The 16,598-nt window shown below is 68.7% G+C and carries 15 protein-coding genes; 4 read left to right on the top strand and 11 right to left on the bottom strand.

The genetic code is table 11. From position 1 onward, the window contains the following. Nucleotides 1-3 precede the first annotated feature (3 nt). The 9 genes from ftsA to I5071_RS04030 form a co-directional block, all read right to left on the bottom strand. Nucleotides 4-1,269, bottom strand: coding sequence for a cell division protein FtsA (gene ftsA, locus I5071_RS04070; protein WP_236607614.1), 1,266 nt, complete (start codon nt 1,267-1,269; stop codon nt 4-6). A gap of 232 nt (nt 1,270-1,501) precedes the next feature. Further along, nucleotides 1,502-2,512 (bottom strand): cell division protein FtsQ/DivIB, encoded by a 1,011-nt coding sequence (locus I5071_RS04065; protein WP_236604058.1) that lies wholly within the window; start codon nt 2,510-2,512, stop codon nt 1,502-1,504. Further along, nucleotides 2,509-3,903, bottom strand: coding sequence for a UDP-N-acetylmuramate--L-alanine ligase (gene murC, locus I5071_RS04060; protein WP_236604057.1), 1,395 nt, complete (start codon nt 3,901-3,903; stop codon nt 2,509-2,511). Before murC ends, I5071_RS04065 begins: the two co-directional genes overlap by 4 nt. Before the next feature lie 72 nt (nt 3,904-3,975). Beyond that, nucleotides 3,976-5,583 carry a serine/threonine-protein kinase gene (locus I5071_RS04055; RefSeq protein ID WP_236604056.1) on the bottom strand — a complete coding sequence of 536 codons (1,608 nt, stop codon included), beginning with the start codon at nt 5,581-5,583 and terminating at the stop codon, nt 3,976-3,978. 108 nt (nt 5,584-5,691) lie between these two features. Then, the gene (locus I5071_RS04050; RefSeq protein WP_236604055.1) at nt 5,692-6,249 is read right to left on the bottom strand and encodes an antibiotic biosynthesis monooxygenase; all 558 of its coding nucleotides are present in this window, start codon (nt 6,247-6,249) and stop codon (nt 5,692-5,694) included. After that, on the bottom strand, nt 6,239-6,628 hold the full coding sequence (locus I5071_RS04045; RefSeq protein ID WP_236604054.1) for a hypothetical protein: 390 nt from the start codon (nt 6,626-6,628) through the stop codon (nt 6,239-6,241). The genes I5071_RS04050 and I5071_RS04045 overlap by 11 nt, the downstream gene beginning before the upstream one ends. A gap of 68 nt (nt 6,629-6,696) precedes the next feature. After that, nucleotides 6,697-8,787 (bottom strand): MYXO-CTERM sorting domain-containing protein, encoded by a 2,091-nt coding sequence (locus I5071_RS04040; protein WP_236604053.1) that lies wholly within the window; start codon nt 8,785-8,787, stop codon nt 6,697-6,699. A 113-nt stretch (nt 8,788-8,900) separates the two neighbouring features. After that, nucleotides 8,901-9,989: a radical SAM protein gene (locus I5071_RS04035; RefSeq protein ID WP_236604052.1), complete on the bottom strand. Its 1,089-nt coding sequence runs from the start codon at nt 9,987-9,989 to the stop codon at nt 8,901-8,903. A gap of 47 nt (nt 9,990-10,036) precedes the next feature. Beyond that, the gene (locus I5071_RS04030; protein WP_236604051.1) at nt 10,037-11,152 is read right to left on the bottom strand and encodes an isopenicillin N synthase family dioxygenase; all 1,116 of its coding nucleotides are present in this window, start codon (nt 11,150-11,152) and stop codon (nt 10,037-10,039) included. A gap of 410 nt (nt 11,153-11,562) precedes the next feature. On the opposite strand from I5071_RS04030, the gene I5071_RS04025 reads away from it, so the two are divergent. The 4 genes from I5071_RS04025 (at nt 11,563) to I5071_RS04010 (ending at nt 15,301) form a co-directional block, all read left to right on the top strand. Next, entirely contained in the window at nt 11,563-12,249 is a 687-nt protein-coding gene (locus I5071_RS04025) for a DUF4145 domain-containing protein (protein WP_236604050.1), read from the top strand. Between the two features lie 371 nt (nt 12,250-12,620). Beyond that, nucleotides 12,621-13,367: a hypothetical protein gene (locus I5071_RS04020; protein WP_236604049.1), complete on the top strand. Its 747-nt coding sequence runs from the start codon at nt 12,621-12,623 to the stop codon at nt 13,365-13,367. A gap of 509 nt (nt 13,368-13,876) precedes the next feature. After that, complete coding sequence (locus tag I5071_RS04015) at nt 13,877-14,071, top strand: hypothetical protein (protein WP_236604048.1); 195 nt, start codon at nt 13,877-13,879, stop codon at nt 14,069-14,071. Between the two features lie 345 nt (nt 14,072-14,416). Next, nucleotides 14,417-15,301, top strand: a complete 885-nt coding sequence (locus tag I5071_RS04010; RefSeq protein WP_236604047.1) for an AbiJ-NTD4 domain-containing protein — start codon at nt 14,417-14,419, stop codon at nt 15,299-15,301. On the opposite strand, the gene I5071_RS04005 is transcribed toward I5071_RS04010, so the two are convergent. Next, nucleotides 15,287-15,517 (bottom strand): hypothetical protein, encoded by a 231-nt coding sequence (locus I5071_RS04005; RefSeq protein ID WP_236604046.1) that lies wholly within the window; start codon nt 15,515-15,517, stop codon nt 15,287-15,289. The two genes, I5071_RS04010 and I5071_RS04005, sit on opposite strands and share 15 nt — an antisense overlap. 27 nt (nt 15,518-15,544) lie before the next feature. Further along, nucleotides 15,545-16,306 (bottom strand): hypothetical protein, encoded by a 762-nt coding sequence (locus tag I5071_RS04000; RefSeq protein ID WP_236604045.1) that lies wholly within the window; start codon nt 16,304-16,306, stop codon nt 15,545-15,547. Nucleotides 16,307-16,598 lie beyond the last annotated feature (292 nt).

Genomic DNA, 16,598 nt, shown 5'->3' with positions numbered 1-16,598 from the left:
GACTCAGAACACCTCGCGGAACCACGCGCCGAGGCGCGCGCCCCACGTCGGTCCGGCGGGCACCACGATGGAGCGGTCCATCGCGTGCCGGTGCGCGCTCGTCGCCACGCTGCTGCGCAGCTTCTCCGCACCGTACTTCACGAGGCCCACGCCGGTCGCGTAGGCGGGGCTCTTCACCACGTCCATCAGGCCGCCGACGCCGGTCGGCGCGCCGCGACGCACCGGAAGGCCGAGGATCTGCTCGGCGAGCTCGGGCATCCCGTCGAGCATCGTGGTGCCGCCGGTGACGACGACGCCCGCGCCCAGGAGATCACGATAGTTGCCCTGATCGATCGTGTACGCGACGGCCTGGAAGAGCTCCTCGACGCGCGGCTCGATGATCTGGCAGAGCTGCTGGCGCGGCATGACGCGCGGGGCGCGACCACCGACGCTCGGCACTTCGATCGTCGCCTCGGGGTCGACCATCACCGGGCTCGCGCAGCCGTACTTGATCTTCACGCGCTCGGCCTCGGCGATCGGGGTGCGGAGGCAGGTCGCGATGTCGTTCGTGAAGCTGGTCCCGCCGATCGGGATCACGCTCGTGTGCACGACCGCGCCGTTCACGTAGACGACGATGTCGGTGGTGCCGCCGCCGATGTCGACGAGCGCGACGCCGAGCTCCTTCTCGTCGTCCTGCAGCACCGCGTGCGCGCTCGCGAGCGGCTCGAGCACGACCTCGGCGACGTGCAGATCGCAGCGCTCGGCGCACTTGATGATGTTCTGCACGCTGGTCGTCGCGGCGGTCACGAGGTGGACGTGCGCCTGGAGGCGGACGCCGCTCATGCCGATCGGCTCCTTGATGCAGTCCTGCTCGTCGACGATGTACTCCTGCGGGAGCACGTGGATGACCTGGCGGTCGCTGGTCAGCGGGATCGCGCGTGCCTGGTCGAGCACGCGCGCGACGTCGTCGGCGGTGACCTCGCGGTTCGCGATCGCGGCGACGCCGTCCTTGTTCATCCCGCGCACGTGCGAGCCCGCGATGCCGGCGTAGACCGAGCGGATCTCGACGCCGGCCATCGTCTCGGCCTGCTCGATCGCGCCGCGGATCGCCTGCACGGTCGTCTCGATGTTCACCACGACGCCGCGGCGCAGGCCGCGCGAGGGGACCGAGCCGACGCCGATGATGTCGAGGCCGTCGTCGGTGACCTCGGCGACGATCGCACAGACCTTCGTCGTCCCGAGGTCCAGCCCGGCGATGATCTCGTTCTCGGTGCCGTGGTTGCTCGCCATGATCGCTCCGATGTAGCGACGTCTACACGGGTGAGATCGCGGCGACAAAAAAACTGCATCGAAGAAACTGCCGAGCACGCGCACGAGCACGAGGACGAGCAAGCGGGACGAGCAGGTGCACGCGCACGCGTGTCGATCGCGACGGCCTCCTCAGGACGACCGTGCTCGTGCACGTGCGCGTCCCGCGTGCTCGTCCACGTGCCACCTGCGCGTGCGCGGTCGTTCGCGTCCCTCAGCGAACGCGAACGGTCACGCGGTCCGGCCTCCGCACGTTGTCCAGGTACACGTACGCCGGCCTCGCCTGCCTCTGGCCGAGCTCGTCGAGCACGCGGCGCAGGCGATCGAGCTTCGCGCGGTACGGGCCGTGGCCGAGCCTCACTTCGGTCGCGTCGTCGCCGATGCGCAGGGTGAGCGCGTCGTCGGGCTCGACGTGGATCTCGCCGATCGGCTCGCGACGCCACAGGCCCGCGGCGCGCCAGTCGGAGAGCAGCGCGACGATGCCGAGCAGGACGCGCGTGCGGAACGCGCGATCGGTCGTGAAGCGCTCGCGCTCGATGCCGGTGATCACCGGGAGGTCGATCGGATCGCCCGCCTCGGCGCGCTTGAACACTGCACCCTCGGCGTCGACGAGCCACGCTTCCTCGAGCATCAGGATCGCGGCCGCGCTGCGCTCGCGGATCGCGATCGACCACCGGCCGGGAAGACGGCGGCGCACCTCGGCCTCGGCGATCCACGGATGCGCGAGGAGCGCGGCGCGCGCTTCGTCGGGAGAGCGCTCGAACACGTTGCGACCCACCGCGATGCCCGCGGCGGCTTCGACGTCGGCGCGCGTGAGACGCGACGCGCCCTCGAGCTCGATCTCGCTCGTCGCGAACGCGGGCGAGGTGCGCACGTGCTGCTCGACCACGCGGAACAGCGCGACCGCAGCGACGATCGCGAGCGCGACGACGATGATGCGGAACAGGATCGTCGCCGGTTTGCGCAAGCGCTCGAGGCGCGCGCCGAGCTTCGTGCGGAGCCCGGTGAAGCGCTGCTTCATCGAGACGCGCGGCGCGGCCGGCGCGGGCAGCGACGGGCTCGACGTCGTGCCCTCGCGTGGAGCGGTGCGGCGGTTGCGCGGTGTGCTCGGCGCCGGAGCGGCTGGACGCGCGATCCGCCGCGCGCCGCTCTTCTCGCGCGCGTCGCTCTGCCCGTCGACGGAGCGATGCGCCTCGCGATCGTCGCGACGCTGCGCGATCTTCATCCGCTCGCTCCCGCGCCGCGCGCCTGCAGCATCGAGACGAGCTCGGGCCCGACGCGCGTGATGTCACCCGCGCCGAGCGTGATCACGATGTCGCCCGGCTCGATGCGCGACGCGAGCGCCTTCGCGACCTCGGTGCGCGGGCCGACCCACGTGACGTCGCGATGGCCGTGGGCGCGGATCGCCTGCGCCAGACGATCCGACGTCGCGCCTTCGATCGGCGCCTCGCCCGCGGCATAGACGTCGGCGAGCAGCAGCACGTCGGCGCGGTTGAACGCGCGCGTGAGCTCGTCGAAGCAGTGCACGGTGCGCGTGTAGCGATGCGGCTGGAACGCGACGACGACGCGACGGCCGTACGCGCGCGACGCGGCCTCGAGCGTGGCCTGCACCTCGGCCGGGTGATGACCGTAGTCGTCGACCACGGTGATCTGATCGACCTCGCCGATGATGGTGAACCGGCGCTGCACGCCGCCGAAGCTCGCGAGCGCGCTACGCGTGACCGACTCGGGCACGCCGAGCTCGTCGCACACCGCGATCACCGCGAGCGCGTTGAGCACGTTGTGGATGCCGGGCATGCGCACCGTGAACTCGCCCGCGCTCACGCCCCGACGCACCAGCTCGAACCGCGTCGAGAGCCCTTCGACGACGGGACGGCGCGCGCGGTAGTCCGCCTGCGCCGCGAGCCCGTAGGTCGCCACGCGCTTCTCGATGCGCGGGAGGATGTCCTGCACGTGCGGGTGATCGAGGCACGCGACGACGAGCCCGTAGAACGGAACGCGGTTCGCGAAGGTCGCGAACGCGTCCTTCACCTTGTCGTGGCTGCCGTAGTGATCGAGGTGCTCGGCGTCGATGTTGGTGATGACCGCGACGACCGGCGTGAGGTGGAGGAACGAGCCGTCGGACTCGTCGGCCTCCGCGACCAGCAGATCACCGGTGCCGCGCGCCGCGTTGCTGCCGAGCGCGTTGAGCTTGCCGCCGATCACGACGGTGGGATCGAGACCGGCGTCGCGCAGCACGGTCGCGACGAGCGAGGTCGTCGTCGTCTTGCCGTGCGAGCCCGCGATCGCGATGCCGTCCTTCAGGCGCATCAGCTCGGCGAGCATCTCGGCGCGCGGGATGACCGGGATCGCGCGGGCGCGCGCCTCGACGAGCTCGGGGTTCGAGCGCGGGACCGCCGACGAGAAGACGACGACGTCGGCGTCGCCGACGTTCTCCGCGCGGTGTCCGAACGCGATGCGCGCGCCGAGCTCCTCGAGGCGCTTGGTCACGTCGCTCTCGCGCGCGTCCGAGCCGGTGACGCCGAAGCCGCTCGCGAGGAGGACCTCGGCGATGCCGCTCATGCCGATGCCGCCGATGCCGACGAAGTGGATGGACCGGACGCGCCCGCGGAACATGCTGGGCCCTCCGTTAGCACGGGACGCGGCGCCGCGTGGAATTCCTGCCCGAAGGGACGGTCGGCCGCCGCCCTACCCGCCGCGCGCCGCCTTCGGGCTCGCGATCTGCGTCTCTCCGTCGGGGCTCGCGTCGTGGAGCATCGTCGGCTGCGGAGGCGGGGCGCTGCTCGGGCGCCACGTCTCCGCGAGCCCGAGCTCGATCAGCGCGTCGGCGAGCTCGCGCGCGCTCGCGAAGCGCTCGCTCGGGCGCTTGCGTAGACAGCGCATCACGATGCGATCGATCGAGGAGCCGACCGGCGCGTGCGCGCTCGGGGGCGCGGCCTCGGTCGTGAGGTGCGCGATCAGGAGCGCGGGGCCCTCGACGCGCCCGTACGGCGGGGTGCCGGCGAGCATCTCGTAGAGCACCACGCCGAGCGCGTAGACGTCGGCCGCGGGCGTCGCGTCGCCGCCCTCGATCACCTCGGGCGCGAGGTACTGCGGCGTGCCCGCGACCATGCCGGTCTGCGTGAGCTGCGTGTGCTCGGCGCGATCGAGGCGCGCGATGCCGAAGTCGAGCACCTTGAGGAAGTCGGGCTCGTCGCCGGCGCGCGTGACGTAGAGGTTCTCGGGCTTCACGTCGCGATGCACGATGCCGCGCGCGTGCGCCTCGGCGAGGGCCCGCGCGGCCTGGAGCGCGAAGTGGATCGCGCGCGCCGGCGGGAGCGGCTTTTCGCGTCGCAGCAGCGCGCCGAGCGGCTCGCCCTCGAGCAGCTCCATCGCGTAATAGCTGATGCCGTCGTCGGTCACGCCGACGTCGAGCACGCGCACCGTGTTCGGATGCGTCAGCTCGATCGTCGCGCGCACCTCGCGCTCGAAGCGCGCGAGCGCGACGGCGTCCGCGTGATCGAGGCGCAGCACCTTCAGTGCGACGTTGCGCTTGAGCGTCTCGTCGAACGCCGACCACACCTCGCCCATCCCGCCGCGACCGAGCCGCTTCTGCACGCGGTAGCGACCGATGCTGCGCGCGGCGAACACCTCGCGGCGCAGCGCCCAGAGCAGGTGCGCCGCATACGCGAGCACCGCGACCGTCGCCGCGAAGATCGCGGTCTCGATCACGAGATCCATCGCGAACGCGGGCTCGGAGAGCTCGGCGCGCGCGCGATCCCAGAACAGCGCGGCGACGAGGAACGTCGACGGGAACGCGATCACCGCGGTGACCGCGCTCCCGACGACCTTGGTCCAGCGCCGCGGCACGAACGCGTACCCCGTCGCGACGAGGTTGACCGCGTCGGTGTACGGGCTGTCGACTCCGCTGATGCAGAGGCTGAGCAGCGCGATCACCACCGCGAGGAACGGCGTGAGCGCGTTCACCCAGAAGTCGAGCTCGCGCTCGCTCAGCGCGCGCGCCATCCGGAGGCGGAGCCACGCGCCGCCGATGATCCCCATCGCGATGGAGCGGATCACCAGCGCGGTCGCGAGCGCGGTGTGATGCGGCCACGCCCACTCGCGCGCGAAGTCGGTGAGCGCGAACGCGGGCACGAGCACCGTCGCGATCCCGTACGCCGTGACGAGGCGCTTGTGGTTCGTCGCGAGCTCTTCGTTCGAGACCGCGCGCTGCGCCACCGCGAGCACGCCGGGCGTGATCGGCGTCGGCACCGGCGATGGATCGGGCGTGCCCGGCGAGGTGGGCGGGACGGTCACCGCGCGGAGGATACTTGCCGCCGCAACCCGTGCCCGTCGTGGTTCCCACCACGGAGCCGCGCGTTCAGCCCAGCTGGAGCGCTCGCGGGCGGAGGGCCCATGCGGAGCTCAGTCCGCGTCGGCGGCGACGTGCTCGGCGGCCGCGCTCCAGCTCGTCTCCGCGAGGTCGTGGGCCATCCAATGGGTCGTGCGGAACCCCGGCATGGTCACCTGGTCGGCCTCCGCCATCGCGGTCGTGTGCGGCGTGCTCGCGACGAATGCGTACATCGACGCGGCGTCGCGCCAGATCGCGAGCGTCCGCCCGCTGCCGCACGAGGCCGAGCTGCGGAGCTCGAACGCGACGACGCCCGGGTTGTTCATCAGCTCGGGCACGATGTCCCCGATCAGCTCGCCGAAGCGCGCCTGCGCCGCGGGCGTGGGCTGCGCCTGGCCGTACGTCGAGCTCACGATGTAGCCCTCGGGCCCGGGCGGAGCGAGCGCGCCGGTCTCGGGATCCACGCCCGGACCGACGAGCCCGAACGCGCTCTCGAGATCGGCCTCGAGCACGCCGGGCGAGCAGGCGCCGGCGTCGTCGGCGCTCGACGCGTCGGCGGGCGAGCCGGTGTCGCACGCGGGGAAGAGGAGGATCGCGGCGAGGATGAGGATCGCGGATGTCCTACGGTGCATGAGGTCCTTCCTGGGTCACGAAGCCGAAGAGGAGCGTCTCGAACTGCCGATCGAGGCGCGCGGAGTGGAAGTCGCGAGCGCGACCGAGGATCGACGCGGCGACGTGGTGCGCGTGATCGGGCGCGGTCACCGCGAGCGTCGCGACCCAGTGGTGCGCGCCGCGCGCGTCGCGGATCTCGAAGTAGACGTACGAGCCCGCGTCGAGGCGCGACACGACGTCGCCCGCGAGCTCGTAGCGATCGCTCGCGTCGAGCCGGCTCTCGGCGAACGGGTTCGTCGCGCGTGCGGGCGGTGGGGCCTCGCCGGTGATCGCGTACGTCAGCGCGAGCACGAGCGGCGCGATCGCGAGCGAGCGCTCGCGGAACGGAAGCGTCGACATCTCGCGAGTCCGTGCCCGCGCGTCGGACGACCGTTCAACGCGAGATCACGAGTCGTCGCGAACGGTCGTCAGCGCGCGACACGACGTCGGCGTGCGCCGAAGGCACCGAGCGCGACGACCAGGAGAAGCGCGCCCGCGCTCGGCGGCGCCGCGACGCCGGCGCGGCACGCGCAGGCCCCCTCGGTCCGCGGCGGAAGGGTGTCCGCGTCGACCCTCGCGTCCGCTGCCCCGCTCGCGCCGCCGTCTCGCGGCCGCCCGCTGTCGACGGGCGCGCTCGCATCGGGGCGGCTCCCGCCGTCCGGGCGCACGCCGCCCGCGTCGAGACACGTGTCGCGGTGATCGCAGCGATGCGCGCCGCACGTGTCGCGCGTGCACGCGTCTCCGTCGTCGCACTCGTCGTCGGTGTTGCAGCAGCCGGCGATCGGGGCGCTCTCGCACGCACCGCTCGCGGCGCAGACGTCCGCAGTGCACGCGTCGCCGTCGTCGCACTCGAGCGGGGTGCCGGCGATGCACAGGCCGCCGGCACATCGCGACTCGCCATCGCAGCGGCCCGGATCGGAGCAGCTCGATCCGTCGGCGCGCGCGGCGTCGGCGGGGCACTCGGGCGCGCTCCCGCTGCACTGCTCGGCGGCGTCGCAGACGCCGGACACGGCGCGGCACTCCGTCCCCGAGCGAACGAGCACGTCCTCCGGGCACTCGATCGCGCTTCCGTCGCACACCTCGGCGAGGTCGCACGCCCCGGCCGCGGCGCGGCAGGTCGTGCCCGCGGGCGCCGGCGCGTCGGGCGGGCAGGCGAGCGACCCCGCGCACGTCTCGGCCGCGTCGCACGCGCCGCGGCTCGCTCGGCAGACGTCGGGCGCAGCGTGTGGCTCGCAGTGCCCGCTCCGGCAGTCCGCGCACTCGCCTTCGCAGGACACGTCGCAGCAGTACCCGACGCCCGTGATGCTCCGAGCGCAGTACCCGCTCCCGCACTCCGGGGCGCGATTGCAGCGGGCCCCGAGCGCGCGCTCGTCGCGGTACACGTGCGTCGTGCCCCCGATCATCGCGAGCACGACGCCATCCGCGCTGACCGAGACGGACACGACGCCGGTGACGGGCAGCGTGAGCCCGCTGGGCGCGTCGTGGTACGTGAACGTTCCGACGTCGGACCAGCCGTCGTGGGTCTCGTGAACGTAGACCGGAGCGCTGTTGGAGACCGGCACGCCGCCGGTGCCGCCGTACCGCCCGCCGTACAAGAGGGTCGAGCCATCGTCGGACAGGTCCATCCCGCGGAACGGGAGCGGCGACTCGCGATCGGCGATCACGATCCAGGCGCCGCCCTCTTGCTCGTGGATCCGCGTCGGAGCCGGAGACTCGCCGCCGGTGACGGCGACCCGCGACCCAGCTCGATCCGCGACGAGCGCGAGTGGGTACGCCGGGCTCGCCGGCACCGCGAACGTCGCGTCGAACCTCCACCCGGCGCCGCTCCAGGTGTACGCGCGCACGCCCATCCGGGTCCCGAGGAAGACGCGGTTGCCGTCGCCGGAGAGCGCGAGCGGGTACCCGCCGTCATTCGGGCTCTCGACGGCGATCGTCCACGCGCCGCCGACGTAGTCGAAGGTCACGAGCGATCCCATGTTGACCACCGCGCGGCGGCCGTCGGCGGAGAAGCCGCCGGTGAGCTGGGCCAGGCTCGGCGTGGGCATGACGAGCGCCGTGAGCGTGCTCTCGAAGACCCAGTCGCGGCCGGCGCGCCGGAAGATCGCGGCATACGTGGGCTCGGTGGCGCCGAGTCGGCGGTATGGGTTCGGCGCCACGACGAAGAGGACGCTGCCGTCGTGCGAGAAGTGCATCACCTCGCCGAAGCTCGAGTTGACCGAAGCATCGGTGTCCGCGGGGTAGATCACGTCCTCGTACACCCACGTGCCGGCCTCTCGTCGGAAGATCACGACGCCGCTCTCGATGCCGCGATAGACGTGACGCGCGAGACGCTGTCCGTCGCCCGAGAGCACGACGAAGCCGCCAGGGCCGTCGGTGAGCTGGCTCGGGGCCCCGGCCCAGCTCATCGGCTCCTCGATCAGCGTGGCCTGCGCGCGCGTGGCGCTCGGCGCGAGGCACACCAGCGCAGCGACGATCCCGGCGGCGAGCGCCCCCCGGGGGCTGCGTCTCGAAAGCGGCATGCTCGTGCTCCTCGTGCCTGATCGGGCCCGCTGCACGACCGTACTACACCGCTTCGGGTGCCCCACTCACGAATCGCACGCGATCGCGTGATCGCGTGGGGACCGTTCCGCGATCACGACTCGCCGTAGAACGGCGCTTCGGGCGGCGGCTGCGGCATCGACTCCGCGTGCTGCGCCGCGAGCATCCCGCACGCCGCGTGCTTGTTGCGACCGCCCGAGTAGCGACGCTGCGTCGCGATGCCCATCGCGTGCAGCTTCGCGACGAGCTCGTGGCGCTCGTCGTCGGTCGCGCGGCGCATGCCGTCTTCGTCCTCGGCCCACCGATTCAGATCGATGAGGTTCACGCGGAGCGGCAGATCCGCGAAGCGGGTGCGCAGCGCTTCGATCTCGTCGTCGCCGTGGTTCACGCCGCCCATCAGCACCCACGCGACGGTCACGCGCTTGCCGATCGCCGCGTGCACCTCGCGCAGCGCGGCGACGAGCTCCTCCATCGCGAAGCGTCCCGCGACCGGCAGCAGTCGCACGCGCTTCTCGGGGATCGCGCTGGTCAGCGACACGATGAGCCGGAACGTGTGCCCCTCGCGCGCATAACGCAGGATCTGGGGCACGAGCCCGACCGTCGAGATCGTGATCGCCTCCTGCGTGATGCGGCCTCCGCACGGATCGCTCAGCACCTGCGCGGCGCGGATGACCTCGTCGTAGTTGTGGAAGGGCTCGCCCTGGCCCATGAAGACCGCGCCGCTGATGCGCGCGTCGGGTCGCTCGCGCGCGAGATCGTCGCGCACGGCGCAGAACGCGGCGACCATCTCCCACGCGCGCAGGTTGCGGGTGAGGCCGAGCTTGCCGGTCGCGCAGAACACGCAGCGCATCGCGCAGCCGACCTGCGACGAGAGACAGAGCGTGAAGCGACCCGGCTGGTGCAGCGGGATGCGCACCGCCTCGGTCAGCGCGCCATCGGGATGGCGGAAGAGGTACTTCACGAACCCGTCGTCGTCGTCGCGCACGCGATCGACGAGCTCGAGCGGCGCACGATCGAGCATCGCATCGATCGCCTCGCGCATGCGCTTGGGCACCGGGCGCGCGATCGTCGCGAGGTCGCCGCGGCTGTGCGAGATGACGTGGGCCTGGACGCGCCGTGCCTCGGCGTCGGTGCACGCCACGCCACGCTCCCGCAGGAACGCAGCGAGATCCGTGGGACGCATCCCGAAGAGGTGCGGCCGACCGCTCCGCGTTTCCTCTCCGAGCACGATCAGCTCGCGGTCTCTCGCGCGCGGATCGTCGCGAGCCGCTCGTAGTGGCGATAGCCGAGCTTGTCGAGCGCGCTCTTCGGCGCGAGCCCGATGTCGACCAACGTCTTGATCGAGTACGTGCCCGCGAGCACCGGCGGCGCGTACGCGCGCACCGACTCGGGCGTGCGCAGCTCGGGGAGCGGGAAGACGATCTCGTGCGCGTTGAGGTGCACGAAGTGCGCGGCGCTGAAGCGCGACCAGCCCGGCGTGTGCGGCGCGGTGATGACGTGCGGCGTCGCGAGGAACGTTCCGCCGCTGAGGATCTCGAGCTGCTGTCCGACCTGCGCGACGATGCAGCCCGCGGGCGCGGTGCCGCGCACGAGCTGGCCGTCGGGATGCTCTGCGGTCGGGCGGGTGCGCAGGTAGAGCCCGCTGCCCGCGTCGGGCGCGGGCGCGACCTTGCCGCTCGGATCGTGGAAGCGACCGCCGGGCAGCAGCGTGAGCAGGTTGAAGTCGGTGTGCTCCTCGCCCCAGAGGATCTTCTGCTTCGTCTGCGCCGCGGTGAGCGGCAGATAGCGCAGCAGGCGGAACACGTGCGCGCCGCCCTCGCAGCGCGACGCGAACGCGTCCTCGGGCAGGCCGAGCGCGAGCGCACATCCGCGCAGCAGCGCGAGCCCCGCGAGGTGCAGCTCGTGGCCGGCGCGCATCGCACGCGCCTCGAGCTGCTCGTCGCCGGGCCACACGTTGTCGGCGAAGATCTCGGGATACTGCGCCTTCATCTCCGCGGGCAGCGGCTCGGGCGCCGAGAACCAGCACTCCTTGAAGTCCGGCTGACCACTCGCGACGACCGCCTTCTCGGTGTCGGGCGGCGTCCATCCGCGCTGGTACCAGAGGTCGCTGCGATTGAAGCGCTGCTTCTCCTCGAGGCTGCGCGACGTGAACGCATCGAAGCGGTCGTAGAGCGGTCCGACGTCGCCCACGCCGTGGCCCTTCACGTAGACGAGGCCGTACACGCCGAAGGCCTCGCGCAGCGCGGCGACGGCACGCGCGCGCGCTGCAGGGTCGGCGGTGGACGCGAGATCGGCGAGATCGACGGTGGGGATCGAAGGCTCGGACGAGACTGCAACGGCGGACATCGGCGCGAGAATGGCGCTACTGCCCGAGGATGTCCAACCGACCTCAACCCCATTGTTTTTCCGAGACTTCCCCTACTCTGACCGTCCCCACTCGTTGCATCCCGGTGCAGTACGTGGGGCCGAAGTGGGGATCGAAGTGGGGACGCGCTGGGAGTTGTTTGCGCGCGGATCCGGAGGTCAAACGGGGCGCCTGATTCCGCTCTCCAGGCTGCCCAAGCGCTGGCTTCGTGCTCGTGGCTACTAGTCACCCCTATGGGTGATCCAGCTCTTGTCCCTCTTGCGCTCCAGCTACTGGCGACGCAGAGGTGATTCGGCCCGGTCGGTGAGGGTGCCGGCCTGAATGAGAGCGAGCGTGGTCGATGCGTGGTCTCGTTGATAGTGACGGAGAGTGCCCGCACTGCTTGCGTAGCGTGACGTTCAAGACCGCGGTGCGTGATCCACAGAGCGCGCATCAGGTCGACGGCGAGATTCCTGTCGCTGACGACCAGGCGAGGCGAGCGTTGTGGGTAGGTCGTTGTCCGTCTTGCAAGCGCACTGTCATCAAGTACGTGCATCGAACGTTCGGCAGGCCCACCTCTGCCACGCTCACCAACTCCGGCATTGCTGCGACGGGGTTCGAAGTCGCCTACAGTGGCGCGGAGTTGCTGTGGCCTCGATTCCGCGCAGTGCCTGAGGTCTCCAAGTACGTGCCCAAGCACATCGCGGAGGATATTGCCGAGGCTCACATGACGCTGGACGTGAGCACGAAGGCCAGTGCTGCTCTCTCGCGTCGAGTGATGCAGGCGATCCTGCACGACAAGCAGATCAAGGCGAAGGATCTCTACGGCGAGATCGAAGAGGCGTCGAAGCAGCTCCCCTCGTACCTGGGTGATTCTCTCCTGCATGCGATCCGCAGGATCGGGAACCTGGCTGCTCACCTCAAGCTGGACACTGCGGGTCAGGTCGTTGATGCGACCAGGGAAGAAGCTGAGTGGTGTCTGGAACTGATCGCAGGGCTCGTGGATCACTTCTACATCCGCCCTGGCTCCCACGCTGAGCGCATGGCGAAGCTCGATGCGAAGGATCCCAACACGGTTCCGAAGAAGAAGGGACCCTAGTCACCGGTCATGGCCACCCGTGGGGGCGTCTGGCCTACGGTCAGGTGCCCGATGTCTTTGGTTCACCAGCGGGTCAGAGCCATCGAGATCTCGTCGTGCTCCATGTAGTCAGCATAGCTGAGAACCGTCTCATACCCTCGTATGCTGCACATATGAGCTATGTGGGCTCGCTTCGACTCTCGGTATTGCTCTCGTTGGGACTCGGAGGAAAAGGCCCAGATGAGATCGGCCATCTCCTCGCCAAACTCTTCTTCGTCTTGTTCTCGCGTCATCTCGGCTCGTAGGAGTGTCAGATCCAATTCGTTGGGGAGTGCGTTGACCTGCTCTCGGCACGATGATACCCCCGCGTGGATTTCCGGGAGGTATGAGCTGTGTCCGATGAACAGAAGCTGCTGACCATCGCTGAGAAGACGGTCGCCCACCACAAGAACAAGTCGTGGAGATCCGCAGACGAGGCCCTTCGCATCTTGCACATGATCCACGAGGGGAAAGGCAATGCCGAGATCGCCAAGACGCTGATCGCTGAAGACTTCACCTTTGCTGATCGTGAAGTGCTGATGGCTGGCAACACGAGCCAGATGCAGCGGTTCCAGACCCTTCGGAAGAAGTACGACGAGGTCTTCTCGGGGAAGGCTGGTTCTTCCGCTGGTCCTCGCGTCCGAGCTGCTAGCCCTACTCCGAGTGTGAAGGCGCCTACTCTGTCTTCGGGCAGCTCGTTCCTGCGAGCGTTCCTCGGTTCGAAGCCCGCTGCTGAGAAGGTCGACACGGAAGCCGAGAAGGTTGCTCGCTTTCGTATTACCGAGCGGATCAACTCGGAGCGTGGCGAGATCATCAAGGCTCGTGCAGAAGCAGAAGCGATTCTCTTCGCGTGCGAGCGCGCCCTGTCTCGGCTGAACGAGATCGAGAAGCTGAACGTACCTGGTGAAGACGGTACGTCGGTCGAGCGGCTGGAGAAGATGCTTCGAGATCCGAACGTTGGGCCGGAGGATCGGGCCGAGGGTCGCGAAGCCGCTGACGCGCACGCTTTCGCTGAAGAGAGCGGCGAGATCGAAGTGTCGGAGTCGGTGGTGGAGCGCGAAGAGGCTGCACCGAAGAAGGTGAAGAAAGGTCGTCGGTAGGTACCGATACGTCACCATTCAGTGACGACGAAGCGGGCTCCTGGGGCTGATCCTCGGGAGCCCTTTGCTTTTGGGGCGCACACAAATTAGCGCGCAGTTTTAGCTCCTAGTCTCGGCCATCTGGAACGAGACAGGGGCCTGCGATGTCGTGCGTCTTCTCCTTGATCGTCGCCGCACTTGACATCCGACGAACAACATGATTCGTCGCGGCAATAGCCAGTTCGCATCGATACACTACCGGTAGTGGTGGCCATGACCCCATACGAGTTGCCATTCGGACGCGCTATTCGAGGCGGACATGCTCGATTTGCCGAATCACGAACCACGTGTTATTCACTCACAACTAGTTGAAATCATAGAGTCAATTTCAAAAACGAAAAAAGTTCGAACACAGTACTTGACCTACCTCGGGCAGTGCCCAACTCTGAACGGGCGCACCACCACAAGCGGTGGCGCGTCACACCGAGGTGAGTTCAGGTATGCAGATGAGGGCTATCGGCGCAGCTCCCGTGATCCCGATCGACTCGTGGGACGTGCCCACGGCAGAGGACTGGTGCCGCGGTCACGGGTTCCGTCCCGTGGGTCACGGTGTCTGGTCCAACGGCGTGCGCCTCGTGCACATCGAACCGATGCAGCACGGTGGTGCGCTCCTGACGGAGATCCAGACCGTGGAGGCCGCGAACCACGACCCGCGCAACAGCTAGAACATGGGCGCGCGATGATCGAGTCCGACCCAGCCCGTAGGCGAGACGGGCTGACCAGTCGTCACAAAAGCGGGGGCACAGGGGCGATGGGTTCTAAGCGACCCGTCGCCTTTGTCTTTTCGCGAGCAACGAGGGAGCGCGACGCGATGGGAGGGCATGCACGCGAGACCTCGGAAGCCCCAACAACGTGGGCCGTGCTTGGGTTGCTGGCCGCTACTCGAAGTGGACGAGCGGCTACTCTTCGTGCAACTCCGAGAAGAGATCGGGTTGCCGCCGATCAACTTCCACACGGGACGCGTACTGCCGTACCGCTGAACACTGCTCGCCCCGGAGGGTGATCCGTAGGTGTTGGTCGCCCAGCTGGGCTATCCTCTCTCTGGAGAGGAGCCGCCATTGTCCACGTTCTCCCGTCGCCTCGGTTTTGGACCGGCTCGCGTGCCGCTTTACCCCTTCCAAATGCCCCAGGAGCTGCGGAATCGGCTTTGGTCGCTGATGCACCCGGTATTCGCCTATCACCACTCGAAGTACTGGGGCACGAGTCTGGAGCAGTTCGTCACCGTACTTTGGGACGAAGTACTTCGGGAGTCCCTCGATACGATCCCCAGAAAAGAGCCCGAGTACATCGGGTTCCTACGTGGGATCGTCATGGACGGGCAGTGGTATCAGGCGTACGACCTTCTTGAGCACTGCGTCACCCACGACATCTTCAACATCATCAGTCCCGAGGCCGTGAATCGCGTGCTCAGAGACGAGCAGGCGGCCTGGCACTTCGTTGGGAAGCAGCTGGTCCCGATCACGGATCCTACTGAGATCGCGGCGATCGAGACGGCGCTCGCGTCTCCACTCGACGGGGTGCGAATTCACATGACGCAAGCACTCGACAGCCTCGGTGACAGGATGAATCCCGACCCGCGCAACGCGATCAAGGAAGCGATCTCCGCCCTAGAATCGCTGACGAGGTGCATCACCGGAGACGAGCAGAGCACGCTGGGCGTCACGCTGGAGAAGCTCAAAGGTCAGGGGCTGCAGGAAGACTTCGCGAACGGCTGGAAGGCTCTCTACAAGTACACGAACAACGCAGGGGCGATCCGTCACGGCAAGAAGACCGGCGATCAGCTCCCCGACATGGACGAAGCGAAGCTCTTCGTTGTAACAGCAAGCGCTTTCGCGAACTTCTTAACGACGACGTTCGCCACAGAGATCGCGAAGAACACGTCAGGAACGAAGTAGCTGGACGACGATCAAGAGCACCACTGGGACAAACCCAGCTGCAGCACCCCACAGACCTGATTTCACTTTGAGTGCGCCGATCTCGGCACGCAGTTCTGGGATCTGCTTCACGCGAAGGTCATCGAGCTTCTGATCGATGTCGCGCACCTGTGTAGCTGTGGTGTCCAGCTTGATCGTCAAGGCCTGGATCAGCCCTCGTAGTTCGTGGTCGCTCATGTTGCCTCGTCATCGTTGGTCAGAGAGTTAGACTCCGTATCGAGCGGAGACGTACGCAGCGAGCGCAGAGTGCTCTGCGGGTGTGATCCAGGCCGTCATCACGATCGCCTCAGCGATTCTGATATTCGACGGAAGCGTCGCGTTGCCCATCGCGCCGAGGGCGAACACCTGGCTCACAGCCCCCGTCAGGACGCTCGTGGTGGCGTCGGAGTCTCGGAGCGTCGTCCCGTAATACACGTACTGCGAGGCCCCGTCCGCGCCGCAGACCGCGAGGAGCGGGCTCGTCGTAGCGATGCCGGCAGAGGCCACGCCCAAGGTCGCGTTGACTAGCTGGACCGTGACGGAGGCTTGCTGGCGGATGCGCGGCGCTGCCGCGGTGAGAACGCCGTATCCCGCGATCATCGCGTTCGCCACGCGCGCACCGGCCTCCTGCATGACGAGCGCAATCGTGTAGCCGGCGGGTGTGCCGAGGAAACTGTTAGTCGCGCTACGCAAGACGTCGTCGGTGCCGTCGAAGCGCACCGACGGTTTGCCGCCCAGACCCGCGGCTTCGAACGTCGGGCGGTTCGTCGCAGCGGGTGGCGTCAGGTGGTACGCGTTCCCGCTCTTGTCGGTCCACTGCGTGACCTCAGCGCCGGAGACGACGAGATCGTCTGCTCGATACCAGCCGCGCAGATTCGTCAGCTGAGCAGGCGACCATGCAGGCGCGACGCTACCGCCACCGATTCCGCGGAAGCCTCCACGGCGATGCGCGCCAGTACAAGGCCGTCTGTGTGCGACGCGCCGCATGAGATCACCGCACGCTGTTCAGGCTGGACGACCAAGCCCAAGCCTCATAGGTCGCAGCACCATCAGCGGCTTCGACGTATGGGAAGCGCGAGAAGTCCTGTACGTACCAGTCGTACCGGCCGTACGCCGGTACGATAAGGTCAGTCGTGGCTACTGCTGTGGCAACACCCGACGCACTACGGAATGACACTCGCACTGCCGCAGCTCCGACCATAAGCGTCGCAAAACGCCCTGCCTGGAGCCCGTGTGTAACGGTTGCTTCGGTCGTCCCTGTACCAGCCAAACGCTGGGA

Origin of the sequence: Sandaracinus amylolyticus, from assembly GCF_021631985.1 — a bacterium.
Taxonomy (GTDB): Bacteria; Myxococcota_A; Polyangia; order Polyangiales; family Sandaracinaceae; genus Sandaracinus; species Sandaracinus amylolyticus_A.
Note: the sequence above shows the minus strand (reverse complement) of the source record. Positions and strands in the feature narration are given on the sequence as shown.

Bases quoted from the DNA above. Each gene is read 5' to 3' on its own strand.
- ftsA (WP_236607614.1), bottom strand. From the start codon at position 1,269: ATGGCGAGCAACCACGGCACCGAGAACGAGATCATCGCCGGGCTGGAC.
- I5071_RS04065 (WP_236604058.1), bottom strand. From the start codon at position 2,512: ATGAAGATCGCGCAGCGTCGCGACGATCGCGAGGCGCATCGCTCCGTC.
- murC (WP_236604057.1), bottom strand. From the start codon at position 3,903: ATGTTCCGCGGGCGCGTCCGGTCCATCCACTTCGTCGGCATCGGCGGC.
- I5071_RS04050 (WP_236604055.1), bottom strand. From the start codon at position 6,249: ATGCACCGTAGGACATCCGCGATCCTCATCCTCGCCGCGATCCTCCTC.
- I5071_RS04045 (WP_236604054.1), bottom strand. From the start codon at position 6,628: ATGTCGACGCTTCCGTTCCGCGAGCGCTCGCTCGCGATCGCGCCGCTC.
- I5071_RS04040 (WP_236604053.1), bottom strand. From the start codon at position 8,787: ATGCCGCTTTCGAGACGCAGCCCCCGGGGGGCGCTCGCCGCCGGGATC.
- I5071_RS04035 (WP_236604052.1), bottom strand. From the start codon at position 9,989: ATGCGTCCCACGGATCTCGCTGCGTTCCTGCGGGAGCGTGGCGTGGCG.
- I5071_RS04030 (WP_236604051.1), bottom strand. From the start codon at position 11,152: ATGTCCGCCGTTGCAGTCTCGTCCGAGCCTTCGATCCCCACCGTCGAT.
- I5071_RS04005 (WP_236604046.1), bottom strand. From the start codon at position 15,517: ATGAGCGACCACGAACTACGAGGGCTGATCCAGGCCTTGACGATCAAG.
- I5071_RS04000 (WP_236604045.1), bottom strand. From the start codon at position 16,306: ATGCGGCGCGTCGCACACAGACGGCCTTGTACTGGCGCGCATCGCCGT.